Source organism: Thalassoglobus sp., from assembly GCF_048270125.1.
GTDB lineage: Bacteria > Planctomycetota > Planctomycetia > Planctomycetales > Planctomycetaceae > Thalassoglobus.
Genome location: NZ_JBLWTN010000021.1, coordinates 53,324 through 71,419, shown reverse-complemented (window position 1 = coordinate 71,419; position 18,096 = coordinate 53,324). Strand labels below are relative to the sequence as shown.

15 protein-coding genes are annotated in these 18,096 nt (G+C 49.7%); 11 read left to right on the top strand and 4 right to left on the bottom strand.

The window, feature by feature from the left end; translation table 11 throughout:
* The first annotated feature begins 225 nt into the window (after positions 1 to 225).
* Genes ACN0YR_RS19035 through ACN0YR_RS19025 form a run of 3 tightly spaced genes read left to right on the top strand, consistent with a single transcriptional unit; the run spans position 226 to position 3,296 of the window.
* Complete coding sequence (locus tag ACN0YR_RS19035) at positions 226 to 1,500, top strand: hypothetical protein (RefSeq protein ID WP_417850797.1); 1,275 nt, start codon at positions 226 to 228, stop codon at positions 1,498 to 1,500.
* On the top strand, positions 1,497 to 2,366 hold the full coding sequence (locus ACN0YR_RS19030) for an ATP-grasp domain-containing protein (protein WP_417850796.1): 870 nt from the start codon (positions 1,497 to 1,499) through the stop codon (positions 2,364 to 2,366). The genes ACN0YR_RS19035 and ACN0YR_RS19030 overlap by 4 nt, the downstream gene beginning before the upstream one ends.
* A gap of 3 nt (positions 2,367 to 2,369) precedes the next feature.
* On the top strand, positions 2,370 to 3,296 hold the full coding sequence (locus ACN0YR_RS19025) for an inositol monophosphatase family protein (RefSeq protein WP_417850795.1): 927 nt from the start codon (positions 2,370 to 2,372) through the stop codon (positions 3,294 to 3,296).
* A 103-nt stretch (positions 3,297 to 3,399) separates the two neighbouring features.
* Here the strand turns inward: ACN0YR_RS19025 and ACN0YR_RS19020 are convergent, their stop codons facing one another.
* Positions 3,400 to 3,933: a DUF456 domain-containing protein gene (locus ACN0YR_RS19020; protein ID WP_417850794.1), complete on the bottom strand. Its 534-nt coding sequence runs from the start codon at positions 3,931 to 3,933 to the stop codon at positions 3,400 to 3,402.
* 492 nt (positions 3,934 to 4,425) lie between these two features.
* Here ACN0YR_RS19020 and ACN0YR_RS19015 point away from each other — a divergent pair, with 492 nt between their 5' ends.
* The 5 genes from ACN0YR_RS19015 (at position 4,426) to ACN0YR_RS18995 (ending at position 11,200) form a co-directional block, all read left to right on the top strand.
* Positions 4,426 to 5,967, top strand: coding sequence for a DUF4080 domain-containing protein (locus tag ACN0YR_RS19015; protein ID WP_417850793.1), 1,542 nt, complete (start codon positions 4,426 to 4,428; stop codon positions 5,965 to 5,967).
* 260 nt (positions 5,968 to 6,227) lie between these two features.
* Positions 6,228 to 7,271, top strand: a complete 1,044-nt coding sequence (gene hemE / locus ACN0YR_RS19010; RefSeq protein WP_417850792.1) for a uroporphyrinogen decarboxylase — start codon at positions 6,228 to 6,230, stop codon at positions 7,269 to 7,271.
* Between the two features lie 21 nt (positions 7,272 to 7,292).
* The gene (locus ACN0YR_RS19005) at positions 7,293 to 8,060 is read left to right on the top strand and encodes a 3-ketoacyl-ACP reductase (RefSeq protein WP_417850791.1); all 768 of its coding nucleotides are present in this window, start codon (positions 7,293 to 7,295) and stop codon (positions 8,058 to 8,060) included.
* A 92-nt stretch (positions 8,061 to 8,152) separates the two neighbouring features.
* Positions 8,153 to 9,049, top strand: coding sequence for an alpha/beta hydrolase (locus ACN0YR_RS19000; protein ID WP_417850790.1), 897 nt, complete (start codon positions 8,153 to 8,155; stop codon positions 9,047 to 9,049).
* A gap of 69 nt (positions 9,050 to 9,118) precedes the next feature.
* Positions 9,119 to 11,200 (top strand): alpha/beta hydrolase family protein, encoded by a 2,082-nt coding sequence (locus ACN0YR_RS18995; protein WP_417850789.1) that lies wholly within the window; start codon positions 9,119 to 9,121, stop codon positions 11,198 to 11,200.
* 45 nt (positions 11,201 to 11,245) lie between these two features.
* Here the strand turns inward: ACN0YR_RS18995 and ACN0YR_RS18990 are convergent, their stop codons facing one another.
* Entirely contained in the window at positions 11,246 to 11,980 is a 735-nt protein-coding gene (locus ACN0YR_RS18990; RefSeq protein WP_417850788.1) for a HisA/HisF-related TIM barrel protein, read from the bottom strand.
* 76 nt (positions 11,981 to 12,056) lie between these two features.
* Positions 12,057 to 12,794 (bottom strand): DUF4339 domain-containing protein, encoded by a 738-nt coding sequence (locus tag ACN0YR_RS18985; RefSeq protein WP_417850787.1) that lies wholly within the window; start codon positions 12,792 to 12,794, stop codon positions 12,057 to 12,059.
* 216 nt (positions 12,795 to 13,010) lie between these two features.
* Here ACN0YR_RS18985 and ACN0YR_RS18980 point away from each other — a divergent pair, with 216 nt between their 5' ends.
* Positions 13,011 to 14,132 carry a M24 family metallopeptidase gene (locus ACN0YR_RS18980; RefSeq protein WP_417850786.1) on the top strand — a complete coding sequence of 374 codons (1,122 nt, stop codon included), beginning with the start codon at positions 13,011 to 13,013 and terminating at the stop codon, positions 14,130 to 14,132.
* Between the two features lie 35 nt (positions 14,133 to 14,167).
* On the opposite strand, the gene ACN0YR_RS18975 is transcribed toward ACN0YR_RS18980, so the two are convergent.
* Positions 14,168 to 15,049, bottom strand: coding sequence for a ThuA domain-containing protein (locus ACN0YR_RS18975; protein ID WP_417850785.1), 882 nt, complete (start codon positions 15,047 to 15,049; stop codon positions 14,168 to 14,170).
* Positions 15,050 to 15,439: 390 nt separating this feature from the next.
* On the opposite strand from ACN0YR_RS18975, the gene ACN0YR_RS18970 reads away from it, so the two are divergent.
* Positions 15,440 to 15,934, top strand: coding sequence for a YfcE family phosphodiesterase (locus ACN0YR_RS18970; RefSeq protein WP_417850784.1), 495 nt, complete (start codon positions 15,440 to 15,442; stop codon positions 15,932 to 15,934).
* Positions 15,935 to 16,067: 133 nt separating this feature from the next.
* Entirely contained in the window at positions 16,068 to 18,029 is a 1,962-nt protein-coding gene (locus ACN0YR_RS18965; RefSeq protein ID WP_417850821.1) for a YjhG/YagF family D-xylonate dehydratase, read from the top strand.
* The last annotated feature ends 67 nt before the right edge of the window (positions 18,030 to 18,096 follow it).

Below are 18,096 nucleotides of genomic sequence, written 5' to 3'. Positions count from 1 at the left end.
TTGATAAAGATGTACGTGACCGATCTCGTGGAGATGAGTGATTTATCACGTGAAACCGCTCTTCACCGGTACGACAAGCATCGAAATGCTGTCTCCAGCGACGTCTGATGGGCGGGCCGACAAGCCTGTGAGAGAGTTCAAGTCATGTACTTCTACAAGTTCAGCAAGACTTGGGAGGTGCGATCACTTGATCAGGTTTCGTTAAAGCATTTGTGAAAAAAACTTATGGCTATTGAATTTCATTGTCCTTACTGTACTGCGACTGTTCGGGTTGGCGACGATGCCTCTGGGAAGATTGGTCGCTGTCCGAAGTGTGAAACACGTCTCAGGGTTCCAACAATTCCTTCTCCGGCCTCTCAATCCGGAGCTTCAGCTGAATCTGGTACAGACGTCTCGATCAATCCGCCTGCGGACGCAAATCCAGTGCAACTTCCGGCAGCAGATCCGCTTCAAGGGCAAGCTGATCCAGGTTTAGCGGGACCTCCTGAGGGGGCGGTTGAGCCTCCTGCCGAGACGACTGCTTTTCCCGATTTCAATGCCCCTAAAGATCCACAAACTCTCGGTCAACTTCCCGTTGTCCCGGTGACCGATGATCCGGTGACCTCGAAATACATTCGGCGCCGGAAAAAAAAGCGAGCCAGTCTTAGCGGGTTGATTCCTCCAATTCTGTTTGGAAGTGTTTTTGTCATCGTTGGATTCTGGTTCTACATGAGTTCACAACCCTCATATGAAGGGCTCCTTGAGGGGGAGCGTCTGAATCCGAATCAAAGCATTCGTCTTGAAATCAAGGGGACTGACTTCAGCATCGATCAGAACGTTTTTTCGCAAATCGTGGACGAAGTCCGCAAAAGACCGAGCGCCGTTCGAAGCAATCTTGTCAACTTGCAATTCAGTGCCGGTTCAAAAGGGTTGGAAATTTCTCTTCGTCCGGGCAGCGAGGCTGATTTGGTGAAAGTCCCGATTCTGCAACTAGAGGCTGTCGATCAGTATTATCAAAATCATCTAGATACTCTGGAAGATGCACGCCTCGATGAGTTGAAAGCAGGCTTGATTTCACTCTCCAAAGACTGGGCCGCTGCTCCTGAAGGAGAGAAAAACAGCACTCTGCCGAACTATCGAAACGCGGTCGTCTACAACTCATTCGTAAAAGGTTTAGGACGAATTTGTTACGCCAGCGTTGGAAATGCGATGTATCCTTGCGTCCACGAGAATTCGGAAGGGGATCTCTACTTTCTTGTTCCTGTCGGAACCAAAGAGTTTTGGATCAAAGAACGGAGCGAACTTCCTGAGACACCATTTTTCCCTTCGAGCTTTCTGGTACATGTGCAGGTTGCGCGTCCTCAACTTGAGGAGGCAGAGTTGGTTCCGGTTGAGAACGTTTCTGAGAACGATACGACCGACGAAGAAGCTACCAGCCCGACAACTGAGAAGCCAATGGAACCGATGGAGCCCGACTCAGATCCGGAAACCTCCCCCAACATGAAATCGAGTGGCACGTGAAAATCTCTGTTCTTGGGAACGAGGGGAGTTGGTATGTCGATGAACTTTCACGTGCCTCCGTACGACGTGGGCATGCGTGTCAACGGGTTGACTTTCGAACTCTAACGAGTTCAGTGGACGGGACGTCAACTGACATCTCTGGCGACGACCACTCGCTGTTCGAGACTGATGCCATCATTGTGCGGACGATGCCGCCGGGCTCGCTCGAGCAGGTTGTGTACCGCATGGATGTGCTGTTGCAACTGCATCAGGCTGGGAAAACGGTTCTTAATCATCCTCGTGCGATTGAATGTGCAGTCGATAAGTTTCTAACGACTTCACGTCTGGCGGCGGCTCAAATTCCTGTTCCACGTACGATTGTTTGTGAAACAACCGATCAAGCGATGGGGGCATTTCAGACTCTCGGCGGCGATGTCGTCGTAAAGCCGATCTTTGGTGCAGAAGGGCGAGGGATCTTCCGTCTTTCCGATCCGGATCTGGCGTTTCGTTCATTTCGTACCCTCGAACGTCTCAACAACGTTCTTTACATTCAAGAATTTATTCACCACGAAGGATATGACGTGCGGGTGATGATGCTCAATGGCCAGATTCTCGGTGCCATGAAGCGCACAAACCTGAGTGACTTTCGGACGAATATTGCTCGAAATGGGAGTGCTGCGACTCATCTGGTAACAGATGAAGAAGCTCATCTTGCACTTTCTGCAGCGAGAACCGTCCATGCGTGTTTCGCTGGTGTCGATTTGTTGTACGATCTTGCGGGACGTTGTTATGTGATTGAGGTGAACGCTGTTCCGGGGTGGAGAGCGTTTGCTCAAGCGACTCAAATTGATGTCGCAGATCGAGTGATAGAATATTTGGAGAGATAGCTGATGTCATTGTCCGTCGAGAGTGTAATCGCTGCACTTATGAATGATACTCCTGACCTCGTACGTTGGTCTGGGGCAATCGCGAAGAAACTAAGAACGTTCAACATCGCACTTGAAGGCAAGTCATCAGGGAATGCCAACACCGACGCACTGACTCTTGCTGATCTGACTGTTCAGGAACTTGTCGTCTCCGGGCTGCGTGACAGGTCTCCCATTTTGCGTGAATGCCGGTTGGAAGCGGAAGAAGAGAACGGAGACCTCGACGTCTTTAACGAGCAGGCGGAGTTGACGATCGCTCTCGATCCGATCGATGGGACAAAGCAGTTCCGTGACCGGACTGGAGACGGCTATTCCGTGATGATTCACTTACGAAATCGAAGTGAAGTGTTGTTCTCCCTGGTCTTCTGTCCGGAAGCTGGTCCAACCGGAACCTGGACTTTAGCTTACGACGAAACACTCAAGTGCGGGCCGGATGACACCTCGGTCACGGCATTGGAATGTTTGCAGAACATGCCGCCAATCGATATCGCGACTCGTCCCAATTCGAAGAAGATCTACTTGATCGGATTTCAAGCCAACGACCCGGTGAATGCTCAAAAAGTTACCGACGCGGGACTTGAAGGATTTGCTCCGGACGACACGCCGGGCAGTATCTACCCACTCCTGGCGACTGGTGATTTCGGAGGCTCACTCATTCACAGCCCGAATATCTACGACTACCCCGTCTCGATGCAAATTGCTCGTATGCTGGGTGGGAACAGTGTGTGGGTTCACAATGGTGAAGCTGTTCACTTCGATGAAACCTGGATGGACGATCGCGCATCAATGCTGAGATTACCCGGCATCGTCGCAACAGCAGACTGCGAATCGAAACTCAAAATATTGGTGGACCTTGCAAAAGACTGGAGCCAAGTCCGTTATTCCGATTGATGAGAGCAGTTTGTCCTACCGTGTGCCCGCGAAGAACGCATTTCTCCAGTAAAAAATGCTGTTCGCCACGAGGCAGAACATGCCAGCCAATTCGAAAGCTGCGCTAGAAATCTACAAAGCTGTCGAGAGTAATCAGAAAAAGAATGATCGCGCCGACGACCATCTTGCCGACGGTGCCGATCAATCGGCCTATCATTGCTCCTTTTCCAATTGCGATTCGCTCACCATGGAAGCGGTCTTGTTCGCCCAGATAGGCTCCCACGAAGGCACCAATCGCTCCTCCTGCAATTCCTGCGATGGCACTTCCCATCACTGGAATGGGAAGCCCAAGAATGGCACCGGCGATACTTCCGACAATAGTCCCCACGATTGAGAAGATCGCTCCACGTTTTGAGCCTCCTTGCTTGGCCGCACCCGCAGCGCCAGCTGAGAACTCGACGATTTCTCCGACAATTGCCAGAATGAAACTGACACCGACGATCGTCCAACTCAGATGTGGGGTTTCCGTCTCGGGAAGGAACCAGGCATAGGTGACTGCCAATGCGACCATGATCCAGTTCCCCGGAGCCATAAAGATCGTTGCAGACCAGGCGAGTAAATTCGCGATCAGCAAAATTGTTGCGTAGAAATAGATCATCAGAATTTCAGGCCTGTCCGAAAACGTAATTGGTTAGCGTGATTTGCTATGATTGAGACGATACCGAGTTTGAACCCAGCGTTGATTCGTTCGGTCCAAACATTTTATCGATTCGTCCAAATCTTCGGAGACTTGAAGTGTCCGGCGTTTCATTCCCGATTACAATGACAACTCAACGAGAGCATTTTCAACGTTGGACGTGCCCGTGAAACTCACTTTCGTAACTTCATAGACTGCTTGCCACGAGGCAGAACGTAATGACCAAAATTGGATCTGCACTAGAAAACATTTGTGGTTCTTGTGGCTGTGAAGAGTGCTTATCATCCGATGAATCGCTCACTGCCACGCGATTCATCACGCACAACTATTTTAGAACCAGTCCGAAAACCTCTGGAATCGTCGCTTTCCTCAACGTTTGAGAGAGCAATTTCAAGTTTCAGGACCAGTTCTATTTTGAAAATGCTCTAGGTCTCCATTCCTCTTCGGTACTTCATGCCTGATATTGTCCTGACAACATTGAATGCTCGCTATTGGCACAGTTCCTTTGGGCTGCGTTACCTTATAGCGAATATGGGGCCGTTGGCGGAATCGACGGCGATGCTGGAGTTTGGCATCAATGAGAATCTCGCGGACGTTCTAGAATCGATCATCTCGCAAAATCCGAAGATCGTTGGAGTCGGCGTCTACATTTGGAACATTGAACCAGCAACGAAGTTGGTCGCAGATCTCAAAAAATTGCGACCTGACATCACAGTTGTGATCGGTGGACCAGAGGTCAGCTACGAAAGCGAACAACAACAGATTGTGCAGATGGCGGACTATCTGGTCACTGGTGAAGCTGACCTTGCGTTGCCCGAACTTTGTCGAAAGCTGCTGGCGAAATCTCCTCCGCTTGAAAAAATCATCCCCGGTGGGATTCCGGCACTTTCTGAAGTGAAGATGCCGTATCATTTGTATACGGAAGAGGACATCAAGAATCGTGTGATCTATGTGGAAGCCTCGCGCGGTTGCCCGTTCACATGTGAGTTTTGCCTGTCTGCTTTGGAGATCCCCGTTCGTCAATTTGATGTCGACGAATTTCTCGGGGAGATGCAACTCCTTCTCGATGGTGGTGCGAAGCAGTTCAAGTTTGTGGATCGTACGTTTAATCTGAACATGCGAGTCAGCAAGGCGATTTTGCAATTCTTTCTGGATCGGTATCGCCCTGATCTTTTTCTTCACTTCGAAATGATTCCAGACCGGCTTCCTGATTCGCTGCGAGAAATGATTTCCCGCTTTCCGCCGGGAGCATTGCAATTCGAGATTGGTGTTCAAACATTTAACGACGACGTTGGAGACTTGATCAGTCGGAAACAGGACAACGAAAAGCTGGCTGAGAATTTTCAGTTCCTGCGGAAAGAAACCGGCGTCCACATTCATGCCGACCTGATTGTCGGACTTCCGGGAGAGACTGTTGAAAGCTTTGGAACCGGTTTTGACCGGCTGCTCAAACTGAATCCTCAAGAGATTCAAGTCGGAATCCTCAAACGGTTGCGCGGGACGCCGATCACGCGTCATGATGAAGACTGGGAGATGATCTACAGCCAGTCCGCACCTTATGAAATTCTCAGCACGAAACTTGTTCCGTTCGAGGATCTTCAACGGATGCGTCGGTTTGCGAAATTCTGGGATTTGATTGGCAACAGCGGGAACTTTTTGGAATCTCGCGAACTGATCTGGAGCGATGCGAATTCTCCGTTCGTCGAATTTCTTAAACTCTCCGACTGGCTTTATGCTCGCGAAGGGCAGTCACATGGGATTCCACTTACACGACTGGCGGAGCGGATGTTCAACTTTCTCGTTCAGGTGCAGCAACGTTCCGAGGAAGTTGTTGCCCATGCGATCTGGAATGATTACACACGTGGGGGGCGAGAGGATCGACCGCACTTCCTGAGGAAATTCGATCTCCCACATCCACGAAAACGGACTCATGAAGCCAAAGAACTGCCGCAGAGACAATCTCGCCATGTCGTGGGAAACGCGGGGACTAAGTGAATTGTCAGAGTGCCGTGTTTCTTGATCTTTCCCCGAAATGATACAGGCGTTCTCTCTCGTGACAGATAGTCTCTGAAGCCACGAAAGTGATTTTCGCGGGCAGGGGCAGCATCGAAAATGATCTGGATCAATTTGTAAATGCAGATCCTCGCTGACAATTTACGTTTGATTGTTATGATCTCCGTAGAGACAAATAGAATTCCTCTCGGTGAGTGAACCGAACTGCGACGTGACCACACTTTTGAATAGAAGTCGAAGAGATGATGACTCCAGAACTTTATAATAGTCGATTCATGAAAGCGGCTCGTTGCGAGCCAACCGATTGTACACCAGTTTGGATCATGCGACAGGCCGGGCGTTACCTGCCTGAATATATGGCAGTTCGCAGTAAGACAACTTTCATTGATCTCTGTAAAACTCCGGAACTGGCTGCGGAGGTGACACTGACCGCACGCGAAGTTTTAGGAGTCGACGCTGCGATTCTGTTTGCGGATCTGCTACCGATTTTGCAACCGATGGGGTTTGATCTTGAGTACGTCAAAGGCGAAGGTCCGGTCATTCACAATCCGCTGATGGCAGCAAGTGAAATAGATCGAGTCAAGGCGGTCGATGACGTTGAAATTCTCAGCTATGTTTTCGATGCGATCAAGCTTATCCGCAACGACCTGCCGAGCGATATTCCACTACTGGGATTTGCCGGAGCTCCGTTTACACTTGCTTCGTATGCAATCGAAGGTGGTGGGTCGAAAAACTACATTCGCACGAAAACCATCATGTACAACGATGAAGGTGCCTGGGATGCCTTGATGAATCGGCTGGTCGATTCGCTCGGAAAATATTTGAACGCACAAATTGACGCGGGTGTTCAAGCGGTGCAAATTTTCGACAGTTGGGCCGGTTGTCTCTCTCCCGCTGACTATCGACGATACGTTCAGCCTTACACAAAGAAGTTGATTGAAGCAGTTCAGGATGAGACTCCATTGATCAACTTTTTGACTGGCAATCCTGCTTTGATTCCGGACCAGGTCGAAGCTGGCGGTGACGTGATTGGAATCGACTGGCGGATCGACTTGGCAGAGGCTCGCAAGATTATTGGCAACGAGCGAGCGATTCAGGGGAATCTTGATCCGATTTCGCTTTACGCAAATTTGGATGTGCTCGAAAGTCGTACTAAAGCTGTGCTCGATGCCAATGCTGGTCATCCTGGTCATATCTTTAATCTTGGTCACGGTGTCCAGCCAGATATGAATCCCGACCATGTCAAAGCTCTCGTTCAAATGGTTCACGAGCTCAGTGCAAACTGAGAATTGGGAAGTTGAGATTTCATGTCGAAAGTTGCACTGATTACAGGTGGAGCCCGAGGAATTGGGTTGGGGATCGCGAGGAAACTTGCGCAGTCTGGCTGGTCGCTGATGCTCAATGGAGTGCGACCTGCTGACCAGGTTCAAGATGTCTTGCAAGAGTTTTCAGAGCTTGAAGTCGACGTTGCCTACTGCGCAGCGAACATTGGTTGCTCGGATGATCGAACGAAACTGATTGACGCAACGCAACAGAAGTTCGGCCGTCTTGATGCGCTCATCAACAATGCAGGGATCACGTCCCCCGGGCGCAAGGACATTCTGGAGGCGGACGAAGAGGCATTTGACAAGGTGATTGATATCAACTTGAAGGGGCCATTCTTTCTGACGAAACTTGCGGCGCAGCTAATGAAGTCAAGTCGAGATGCTGCAGAAGTCCGCGGGAGCGTGATTTTTGTCTCGTCGATTTCTGCGGAGTTCGTTTCGGTGAACCGTGGTGATTACTGCCTTTCGAAAGCGGCTCTTGGAATGGCAAAGGATCTGTGGGCAACTCGACTCGCTGAGTTTGGAATTGATGTCTACGAAGTCCGACCAGGAGTCATTCGGAGTGACATGACTTCCGGGGTCACTCAGAAGTACGACGAGCTCATCGCAAATGGTCTCACGCTTGAACGTCGGTGGGGGGAAACAGAAGATGTCGGCAAAGCTGTTCGCGCCCTGGTTGAAGGAGAAATTCCATATGCAACGGGACAAGTTCTAAAGATCGATGGCGGGATGACCATTCATTCTCTTTGATCAGTGATGAGCCCTTGCTGTCCTTGCGAGGGCATTGGCGACACCACTAACATGCAGGGTCAAAACGAGACTCAATTAAATCGGGATGAACGATGTTGCGATTGATGCCTTTGCTGCTATTGATGGGGATGGTGACAGTTTGTTTAGCTGGGGACGAACAGTACGAACTCGGTGAAGATTCCATGCGTCACGAAGGAGTCCCGCGCGGCACGGTGACGAACCATGTCTGGAAGTCAAAAGTGTTCCCGGGATCGATTCGTCATTATTCAGTCTATGTTCCTGAACAATACGATGCAGACACCCCGACCGCAGTGATGGTCTTTCAAGACGGTCACACTTACCTCGATGAAAAGGGGCAGTTCCGTGTGCCTGTTGTCTTTGACAATCTCATTCACAAAGGTGAGTTACCTCCGATCATCGGGATTTTCATCGACCCGGGCTATCTGCAAGAGGAACTCCCCAATAAACGTGGTTGGCAACCACGACCGCAAAATCGAAGCTTCGAATACGACACTCTCTCCGATCAATATTCTCGATTCCTGCTAGAAGAAATTTTGCCCGAGGTCGGCAAGAATTACAACCTGACGAAAGATCCTGAACAGCGCGCCATCTGCGGGATTAGTTCAGGAGGAATTTGTGCATGGACGGTTGCCTGGGAACGTCCAGATGAGTTTCGCAAAGTCTTAAGCCATGTCGGCAGTTTCACCAACATTCGTGGTGGTCATGTCTACCATGCATTGATCCGTAAGACAGAACCCAAGCCAATTCGAGTCTTTCTTCAAGATGGTTCCGGGGACCTCGACAACCAGCATGGGAACTGGCCTTTAGCGAATCAACAGATGGCGAAATCTTTAGCTTTTGCAAAATACGATCATAAGTTCGTCTATGGTGAAGGTGGTCACAATGGGATTCACGGGGGTGCAATTCTTCCTGATTCTCTGCGATGGCTTTGGCGACCTGCAGACGAAAAAGACTCCGTTGAAAAGTAATTGCCACTCGTTACACAATGTCCCCTCCCTCCCTGATCCCGCCCCAGTTCTGACACCAGGAGAACAGCTTTGTCTTTGTTGAAATTCCATCTTCTCGGCTCTTTTGTTGCGTTTTCCCTGATCATCTGTACGACCTGCGATGCTCAAGATTCGGCCACATCAACTGGCGACGAACTTCTTGCCAAGTACTTCGCTGCTCAAACCGCAATCGTGACAAATGACTCTCTTGCAGATGTCAAAACGCTTGAAGACTGGACGAGGCAGCGGGAAGAGCGTCACGCGCAACTTCAGGAGATGTTAGGTCTCAAGCCTTGGCCAGAACGTTCTCCGTTGAAACCAGTCGTGACCGGCACGCACACGCGAGAGGGTGTGATTGTTGAAAACCTGCATTTTCAAGCAATGCCAGGTTTGTATGTGACGGCGAATTTCTATCGTCCCGAAAAGCAGGAGGGACCGCTCCCCGCGATTCTCTATGTCTGTGGACATGGAGGAGTCAAAAAGGATGGAGTGAGCTACGGGAATAAAACGCACTATCAACATCATGGAGCATGGTTTGCGAAAAATGGTTTCGTTTGCCTGATGATTGATACAATTCAGCTTGGTGAGATCGAAGGGATTCACCATGGAACATACAAGTACGGCATGTGGTGGTGGCTCAATCGTGGTTACACATCAGCCGGAGTCGAAGCCTGGAACTGCATTCGTTCGCTCGACTACTTGCAGTCCCGCCCCGAGGTCGACGGAGAAAAAATTGGTGTCACCGGTCGGTCAGGTGGAGGAGCGTATTCATGGTGGGTCGCGGCTCTTGATGATCGCATCAAGGCTGCTGTTCCCGTAGCTGGAATTACGAATATGCACAACCATGTTGTTGATGGCTGTGTGGAAGGGCATTGCGACTGCATGTATATGGTCAACACATTTGCCTGGGATTTCCCGATGCTGGCTTCGCTGGTTGCCCCACGCCCACTGCTGATTTCCAACACAGATAAAGACCGTATCTTCCCACTTGATGGGGTAGTCGATGTCTATGCGAAAACTCGCCGCATCTATGAGCTTCATAATGCTCTCGGAAATATCGGCCTGAACATCGCTGAAGGACCTCACAAAGATACTCAGGAATTGCGAGTCAACGCGTTTCACTGGATGAATCGATTCTTGAAAAATGAGAATCCACTCATTGATGTGACAGCGACACCGTTGTTCACTCCGGAAGAACTCAAGGTTTTTGATGAACTGCCCAAGGATGAACGAGTCACCTCGATTCAGGAATCCTTTGTTCCTATGGCAAGTGATACGTTACCGCAAACTCAAAAAGAGCTCGATGCTCTCCGAACGACAGCAATGCTAAAGCTGATGTATCGAAGCTTTCTGAACTCACCAAAGGTTCCCGGCTCGGATGTCACATCTTCGAAACCCTCACAGTCATGGGAGAGCGATGACGCGACGCTTTCCGTGATCGAATATCATCCAGATGCTGTTTATTCGTTACCGATGTTTATTCTGAATCAAAAGAATGTTTCAAAGTCAAAAGGTGTCCGTGTATTTGTGTGCGACGCTGAACTCTGGTCAGAAATCAACCCGCGTCTTGCAACTCAGTTCCCGGATTGTCCTTACTTCTCGAAGGTGCAAACTTCAAAAACAGAAGGGAAACTTCCTCATCACCGACCCGGAGAAACATTGGTGATTCTTCCGCCGCGAGGAGTTGGCCCAACGGCATGGAACACAAATGAAAAGAAGCAAACGCAAATCAAACGACGTTTCGCGCTCCTCGGTCAAACTCAAGATAGTGTTCAAATCCATGACATTGTTCAAGGAATCAACACTCTGGAAGAAATTAAAGAAGTCCCGTTGCACATCCAGGGGAGAGGCCAAGCTGCAGATTGGCTGCTGTTTGCTTCGATGTTTATCTCCAAGGACTCAAAGATCGACCTCGTCAATCTGAGTGACGATCTGCGGGATGGTCCGTACTTGTTGCAGGTTTCGCAGTTTTTGACAAAACCACAAGCCTTGTTGATCGCAGCGAGTCAGGTGAAGTCACTTACCGTAAAATGTGAAAGTCCTGAACAAGACGCCGCTTGGAAATCTGTTGAGAAAGTGGCTCAACAACTGGGGTGGAAGATTGATAAATTCAACGTTCAGCCTTCTCAATAATAAGCCTCGGTCTAGACTGCCCGTGTTGTGCGGATAATGATTGCATTATTTGCGTTGTTGAAATTGCATCCACTGCGCGGGGGTGATGTGTCCATCGTGCAGGGCTGAAGCAATGAGGACTCCGTTGACGTTGCAGTCGGTCAGCGGAGTCAGATCTGAAAGTGAACGAACGCCTCCGCCCGAGATAATTTCGACGTCTGAGTAAGCACTTCGAATTTGTTGGCAGAGTTCCACGGTCGAAAGGCCTTGTGATGTTCCCACACCAGCGAGGTCGAGGACAATAATTTTCTGAACGCCGACTGAAATCGCTTCATTGACAATCTCAAGCGGCGGTCGAGATTGGTCTCTCTTTTCAAGAGGTTTGCCGTTCTTTAAGTCCAGACTGAAAACTGTTTGCTCTCGTCCGATCTCGCTCAGAACAATTGACAGGGCGTTCATGCTGGGCAACGCTTCGAGTGGAACGACGACTTGAGTCGCTCCACATTCCAGTAGATCGACTGCGGCCTGCGGAGCAACCACGCCTGCGTCGATGATGAGTTTGAGACCCGTCTCGCTGAGCGCGGAAATCTCTGCGGTTGATTTTCCATGTCCGGTTAATGCATCAAGGTCGGCGATGTAGAGGGTGTCGCTGTTGAAATGTTTTTTGAATGCGAGAGCGGTTTCGACTGCATCCGAGCCTTCAAGGAGGCAACTCTCATTCGCCTGATACTCCTTTCGGTTTCCAGCGATACCACGAACAACTTGATGCCTCATCAGGTCAAGTACGGGAATCAATTCCAACAGCCTGCTCCTGCTCTATAACATTTTTCGAATGAGTGTTCACATCCTGCTTCTGTGAGACATCATTGAGCATGCGCTAATCGTCGAGGATAAGTTCTACTCCTCGAGCAGCCCAGTAACCCAGAAAACCAGTCAGGAGCATGGTATCAACCAAGAGTGTGATGAACAGTATCGGAGTGCATTCACCCCAAAAGGGGAATTCGTCGGGAAAAGTTTGACTTTGCCCCGGTTTGGGAAATCGCTGCATGTTCGCAATTGACCAGTTCACGATCAAAATGCCTGCCAGATTTGCGGATACGATCGCTGAGCCAAATCGGAACCATCGATAGAGTACAGCGTTGGAAAAGAACGAATGAGAAGCATCTGCGATTTTTCTCCTCAGCGACTTTGGTTTGAAAGATCTCTCACTCAATGCCTCTGCAGCAACGTTTGCGATTTCGCGAGTGAGATCAAAATCGTCCGGGTCGTCCTCTAAGTTGTTGAGGATTGGCGAACGATTCAAATTGCCCGGGATTCGAGGAAATCGTCCAATCTCGGGAGGGACTGCTTCCGTTGAATCTTCGTTCGTTTCAACAACGGCAATCGATGCTTGCTTTTCTCGTTGTTCAGCTTCCCAAATTGCCAGAACATCGTCTCGACCCGCCATGTGGAACAACCCGACAACAGTTGCTGCCGGGACCCATTGGGAATCCCAGTCCGCTTTGACGAGATCATCGGTCGATAGTCTTTTTTCACGGACATGCATCACTAATTCACGAAAAGCGATCGGCCCATGAATCTCTCCGTTCAGTCGATAGTGGTACTCAACTGCCATAATTCAGCAACTTCTTCTCAAACCAATTCAGTCTCGTGTGAGGCTACTCTTCGAGGGTGTCAGTTTTCAACTGCCCCGACATCGGTGACCAGTTTGATTGCTTCACATTTTCATTGATGTTGTACGCTGTCCTTGCAACGCTTCCATTGGATTCTCACAATTCAACATCAAAACCATTGCGCAAAACCATTCCGTCAATTCAGCATAAATCACAACATGACCGAACATTCTCCCGTGCTCTCACCCCAACTATGTCGTGAGCGACAATTGCGTCTCAAAAAAGTCCTGGAACAACATTCTCTTGATCGGGCGATCATCACCTCTCGGGAAAATATTCAGTACCTGACCGGTGTCCGAACCCATCGATTGATGCAGGCGGCATTATGTCTGGAACTTGACGGGAATTGTACGCTGGCGGCACCAAATCAAATACCTGAAGAAGCGGCTGTTGATGAATGTGTCACCTTCGCAGCACAGTGGCATTCGACATTGCGACAGGAACAACTCGCGGTTGCGCTGAAAGTGTTGTTCGAGGCAGTCGGCTCTGAGTCAAAGCATCATGTTGGCCTTGAAGGGACCGCTGGCGGAAATTTGATGATTCGTAACTTGAGCAGTTCAAATCCCAACTTCACAGATCTTGATGTCGATCTTTGGAAGCTTCGGAGGCGAAAAGATACCGACGAACTGGAGATGATCCGCAAGGCGATTTCCTGTACGGAGGCGATGTATGCCAAGGCGAGGGAAATCATTCAGCCCGGAATTTCTGAACTGGAAGTCTTTAATCAGCTGCACGCCGCTGCTGTGATTGAAGCAGGAGAGCCACTGACCGCGTTGGGGAATGACTATCAGTGCAACTCTCCCGGCGGTGCTCCGCGGCAAAGAATTGCAGCTGATGGAGAGTTATACATTCTTGATCTCGGGCCAGCATACCGTGGGTACTATGCGGACAACTGCAGGACTATCGCAGTCAATCGACAACCGACCGACATTCAGCATCAAGCTTGGGAAGCAATTGTGAATGTTCTCGAAATGGTCGAAGAGACAGTGAAGCCTGGCGTCTCCTGCCGAGCTCTCTTTGAGCGGGCCCAGCAGATGCTTGATGAATTTCAGGAGGATGCGTTCTTCCATCATCTCGGCCACGGGTTCGGACTGTTCCCGCACGAGGCGCCCCACTTAAATCCAAATTGGGATGACCGCTTCGAAGAGGGGGACTGCTTTACAGCCGAGCCGGGTCTTTACACCGAAGCTTTACGAGCCGGGATTCGGCTGGAGCAGAATTATGTTGTGACAGATTCCGGTGTCGAGCGGCTGACAAATTTCAGTTTAGAAATGTCGTAACCCGGTCGACACCAGTTGATGAAAGGGAGCTAAGATCATTTCTTTTTGAAGTTGCCAGCTTCGAAATCTGCTTGAGCTTTCTTCTCTTGAGCTGCGGAGACATCAGGATTCGGTGTAGCGTCAATTTCAATTTCTCCACGCATCCATTTCACTGCATTAGCGATGGAGTCAAGATACGGTTGCTGAGTCCATGTCTCTTCTCTGTGCCCCAGATTGTTGAAGTAGACTTTTCCTTCGCCGTAATTTTTAATCCAGCAAACAGGGACATGGTACCCAAACTCCGTTGGAACGGGATTTTTTGTCGGGCTCTTTGCATAGTTGAGGCTCAATAACACTCGCACCTTTTCAGGTTGCCAGTGGCGGTACATGTAAATTTCTTCCAACTGCGTGTGATTGGCTCCAAAAGGAGAGACGAGCGGATTGTTGAGTTCATGGTTTGTGAGTGTCACCTGAGTTCCAGCGGTCCAGGGATGGCTGATGAAGGTTCCGCCGATCATGTCCCAGTATAATTTTTCTTCTCGAAAGGTGTCGGCTGCAGAATGGAATCCGAGAACGCCGTGACCTTTTTGCTTCAACCAATCATTGAAGAAATAGTCCATGTTCTCTTTGGAAATCGGTAAGTCGCCACTCGTGTAGAAGGCGACGATGTCGTAGTTCTGTAAGTTTTCTTTGGTAAAATCGGCTTCACAGTCCTGCGTACAATGGACTTCGAACAAGCCAGTCTGCTCTCCAAGTTGGGTGACAGCAATTTCCGCAGGGGCCAGCGATTCTTTCCGTTTGACCGAGCCGTGAACAAACCCTTTGCTTTGAGTGACAAAGAGAACTTTGGACGGCTTTGGCTTCTCGGCAGCAAAAGCCAAACTGGATATCGAAAGAGAGAGACAACTGATCGCAGCGATTACGGGACGAAGGTTCATCGAGAAATCCTGAATGAGAAGACGTTGGAGGATGATCTCGGTATCATACGGAGACCGACGAAAATTGTCAGTCGTCAACAGCTTTTTGAGCTCGTGAAATTTCGCGGGAGATTGGAGCCTCATCGTTTGGAGAAGAATCACGGATCGAAGCAGGTTACTGTAATGCGCGCGTCTGATGGAGGCGTTTCAACAGTCAAATGACTGTTCATTACGAATCCGAACCTGAAGACCAATTCAAAAAAACACTCTCCGCAGCAGTTGAAATGACTGATTATTAAGTCCGATTGAGTCTCCGTGGGGAGCGTCCTTAGTGATCTCGTTGCTCATCAATATTGTCCAAAGAACCTACTTTTAAACTCTTTCTTTTGAACTCTTAGTGAAATTGGAAAAATGCAAATTGGCGTGATTAGCGATACGCATAGTAATCTTGATAATGCTTCCAGGGCGGCCGAGATTCTTCGAGAACATCAAGTTGAAGCCGTGATTCACTGTGGCGACATTGGATCGCCGATCATTGTTCATGAGTTCACGGAATGGCCAACACATTTTGTGTTTGGAAATGTCGATCATGATGAAGCTCTTTTGCGACATGCCATTCGCGATGCCGGTTTGACATGCCATGATCGGTTCGGTGAGATCGAACTCCAAGGCAGAAAGATTGCATTTCTGCATAGCGATAATCGTACGAAATTCGATAAGACAATCGCGTCAGGCAAGTATGATCTTGTTTGTTATGGGCATACTCATCACGCAGAATCGCACATGGAAGGCAACACGCTTGTTCTCAATCCGGGGGCGTTGCATCGTGCGAACCCACATCAGTTGGCAATCGTTGATTTAGAGACGATGTCGGTTCAACATCATGTGCTTTATCCAGAAGAGTAAATAGAGAACTGAGCCCGAAACCTGCATTGGTTACGCAAAAGTTGTGGAAAGCGACGATTTCATTGGTTTTCGAACTGGTTCTGCAAACGTTCATCAAGCCTCCGGCATACAACAGAGAAAGAAGAGAATGACGCTGTCTTCAAAAAAACTGCTTGAAGGAAATCGGTCCGATCTCTACGAAATCAGAACGCATGGTGAGGGGCCGAAAGGACAATTGCCTCTCGATGAAAAAATGCTTCTGAACTCTCCAAGTGGCGACTTGTTCGGGATGACTCAAAACGCAGGGATGGGGTGGGACCCTAACGATCTTCTCAGAGATCAGGTTTTGATATTGAGCACGATGGGGGGAATTCGCGCTGAAGATGGTCACCCGATTGCTTTGGGGTATCACACTGGACACTGGGAAGTCGGTCTTCTGATGCAGGAAGCTGCGAGAGTGTTGGATGAGAACAAATGCCTGCCGTTCGCAGCCTATGTTTCTGATCCGTGCGATGGTCGCTCACAGGGAACGACGGCGATGATGGACAGTTTGGCGTATCGCAATGATGCCGCTGTCGTCATGAAACGTCTCATTCGTTCGTTGCCAACCCGTAAGGGGGTTGTCGGTGTGGCAACATGCGACAAAGGGCTTCCTGCAGCGATGATGGCCTTGGCCTCTCAACATCGCTTACCCTGCATCATCATCCCGGGAGGTGTCACGCTTCCCCCGACCGTTGGCGAAGATGCTGGAAAAGTTCAGACAATCGGAGCTCGATTTGCCCATGGTGAAATTGATCTTCTGGAGGCTGCCGAAGCGGGGTGTCGCGCGTGTGGGTCCGCTGGGGGAGGCTGCCAATTCCTGGGGACTGCTGCAACGTCTCAAGTCGTCGCGGAGGCGATGGGCTTGAGTTTGCCTCACACTGCTTTGGCTCCGTCGGGGCAACCTGTTTGGACGGATGCAGCGACTCGATCTGCTCAAGCAGTGGTGCAGATGATTGCAGACGGTACGACGATGCAAGACATCCTCACCGAAGATGCAATTCACAATGCGATGGTCGTTCATGCAGCCTTTGGTGGATCGACAAATCTGCTTTTGCATATTCCTGCGGTTGCATTTGAAGCGGGAATTCGGCGTCCCGATGTCGAAGACTGGAACCGAATTAACCGAGCGACTCCGAGAATTGTGGATGTCCTTCCGAATGGACCGATCGGTCACCCGACTGTTCGCGTGTTTCTTGCAGGAGGTGTTCCTGAAGTGATGCTGCATCTGCGAGAGTTGGGCCTATTGAAACTCGACGCAAGGACGCCCGCCGGATTGTCTTTGAATGAAGTCCTTGACTGGTGGAAAGCATCTGAGCGAAGAGAACGCTTTCGAGAGTTACTTAAGGAGAAAGATGGAATTGATCCTGACGATGTGATTCTTCCACCATCGCGAGCAAAAGAGAAAGGTCTAACGAGTACCGTGACTTTTCCCGTTGGAAATATTGCTCCTGAAGGCTCCGTCATCAAAAGCACTGCCATCGATCCGAGCGTCGTTGATGAAGATGGTGTTTACCGAAAGATTGGTCCGGCGAAAGTTTTTACTTCTGAAAAAGAAGCGATCAAAGCTGTGAAAGGAATCGGAGACCGTAAGGTTCAGGCGGGTGACGTATTGGTTTTAATGTGTCGCGGCCCGCTGGGTTCGGGGATGGAAGAGACATACCAAATCACTTCCGCTTTGAAGTTTCTGCCCTGGGGGAAGGAAGTCGCTGTCGTCACCGACGCAAGATTTTCCGGCGTTTCGACAGGAGCCTGTATCGGTCATGTCGGCCCGGAGGCGTTAGCAAATGGTCCCATCGCGAAGCTTCAAGATGGAGACTTGATTGAAATTGAGATTGACTGCCAAAAGTTAACCGGGACGATCAATTTTATCGGAACTCCGGAAAATCGAGTCACGCCAGAGAAGGGGGCTGAACTTCTGGAAGCTAGAGAATCCAGAAATGACTTGGCTGCCGATCCTGACCTTTCCGCGGAGACTCGCTTGTGGGCACTTCTACAGCAGATTAGCGGCGGAACTTGGGGCGGTTGCGTTTATGATACTTCGAAAATTGAAAACCAACTGAAATCTGCACTGTAAATCGACAGACCTTGATCTGTAACGGTCGACTGACAATCATAAAGGATGAGGAACTGTTTGCGAATAT

Bases quoted from the DNA above. Each gene is read 5' to 3' on its own strand.
- ACN0YR_RS19000 (WP_417850790.1), top strand. From the start codon at position 8,153: ATGTTGCGATTGATGCCTTTGCTGCTATTGATGGGGATGGTGACAGTT.
- ACN0YR_RS19020 (WP_417850794.1), bottom strand. From the start codon at position 3,933: ATGATCTATTTCTACGCAACAATTTTGCTGATCGCGAATTTACTCGCC.
- hemE (WP_417850792.1), top strand. From the start codon at position 6,228: ATGATGACTCCAGAACTTTATAATAGTCGATTCATGAAAGCGGCTCGT.
- ACN0YR_RS18975 (WP_417850785.1), bottom strand. From the start codon at position 15,049: ATGAACCTTCGTCCCGTAATCGCTGCGATCAGTTGTCTCTCTCTTTCG.
- ACN0YR_RS18980 (WP_417850786.1), top strand. From the start codon at position 13,011: ATGACCGAACATTCTCCCGTGCTCTCACCCCAACTATGTCGTGAGCGA.
- ACN0YR_RS18970 (WP_417850784.1), top strand. From the start codon at position 15,440: ATGCAAATTGGCGTGATTAGCGATACGCATAGTAATCTTGATAATGCT.
- ACN0YR_RS19005 (WP_417850791.1), top strand. From the start codon at position 7,293: ATGTCGAAAGTTGCACTGATTACAGGTGGAGCCCGAGGAATTGGGTTG.
- ACN0YR_RS19015 (WP_417850793.1), top strand. From the start codon at position 4,426: ATGCCTGATATTGTCCTGACAACATTGAATGCTCGCTATTGGCACAGT.
- ACN0YR_RS19035 (WP_417850797.1), top strand. From the start codon at position 226: ATGGCTATTGAATTTCATTGTCCTTACTGTACTGCGACTGTTCGGGTT.
- ACN0YR_RS19025 (WP_417850795.1), top strand. From the start codon at position 2,370: ATGTCATTGTCCGTCGAGAGTGTAATCGCTGCACTTATGAATGATACT.
- ACN0YR_RS18985 (WP_417850787.1), bottom strand. From the start codon at position 12,794: ATGGCAGTTGAGTACCACTATCGACTGAACGGAGAGATTCATGGGCCG.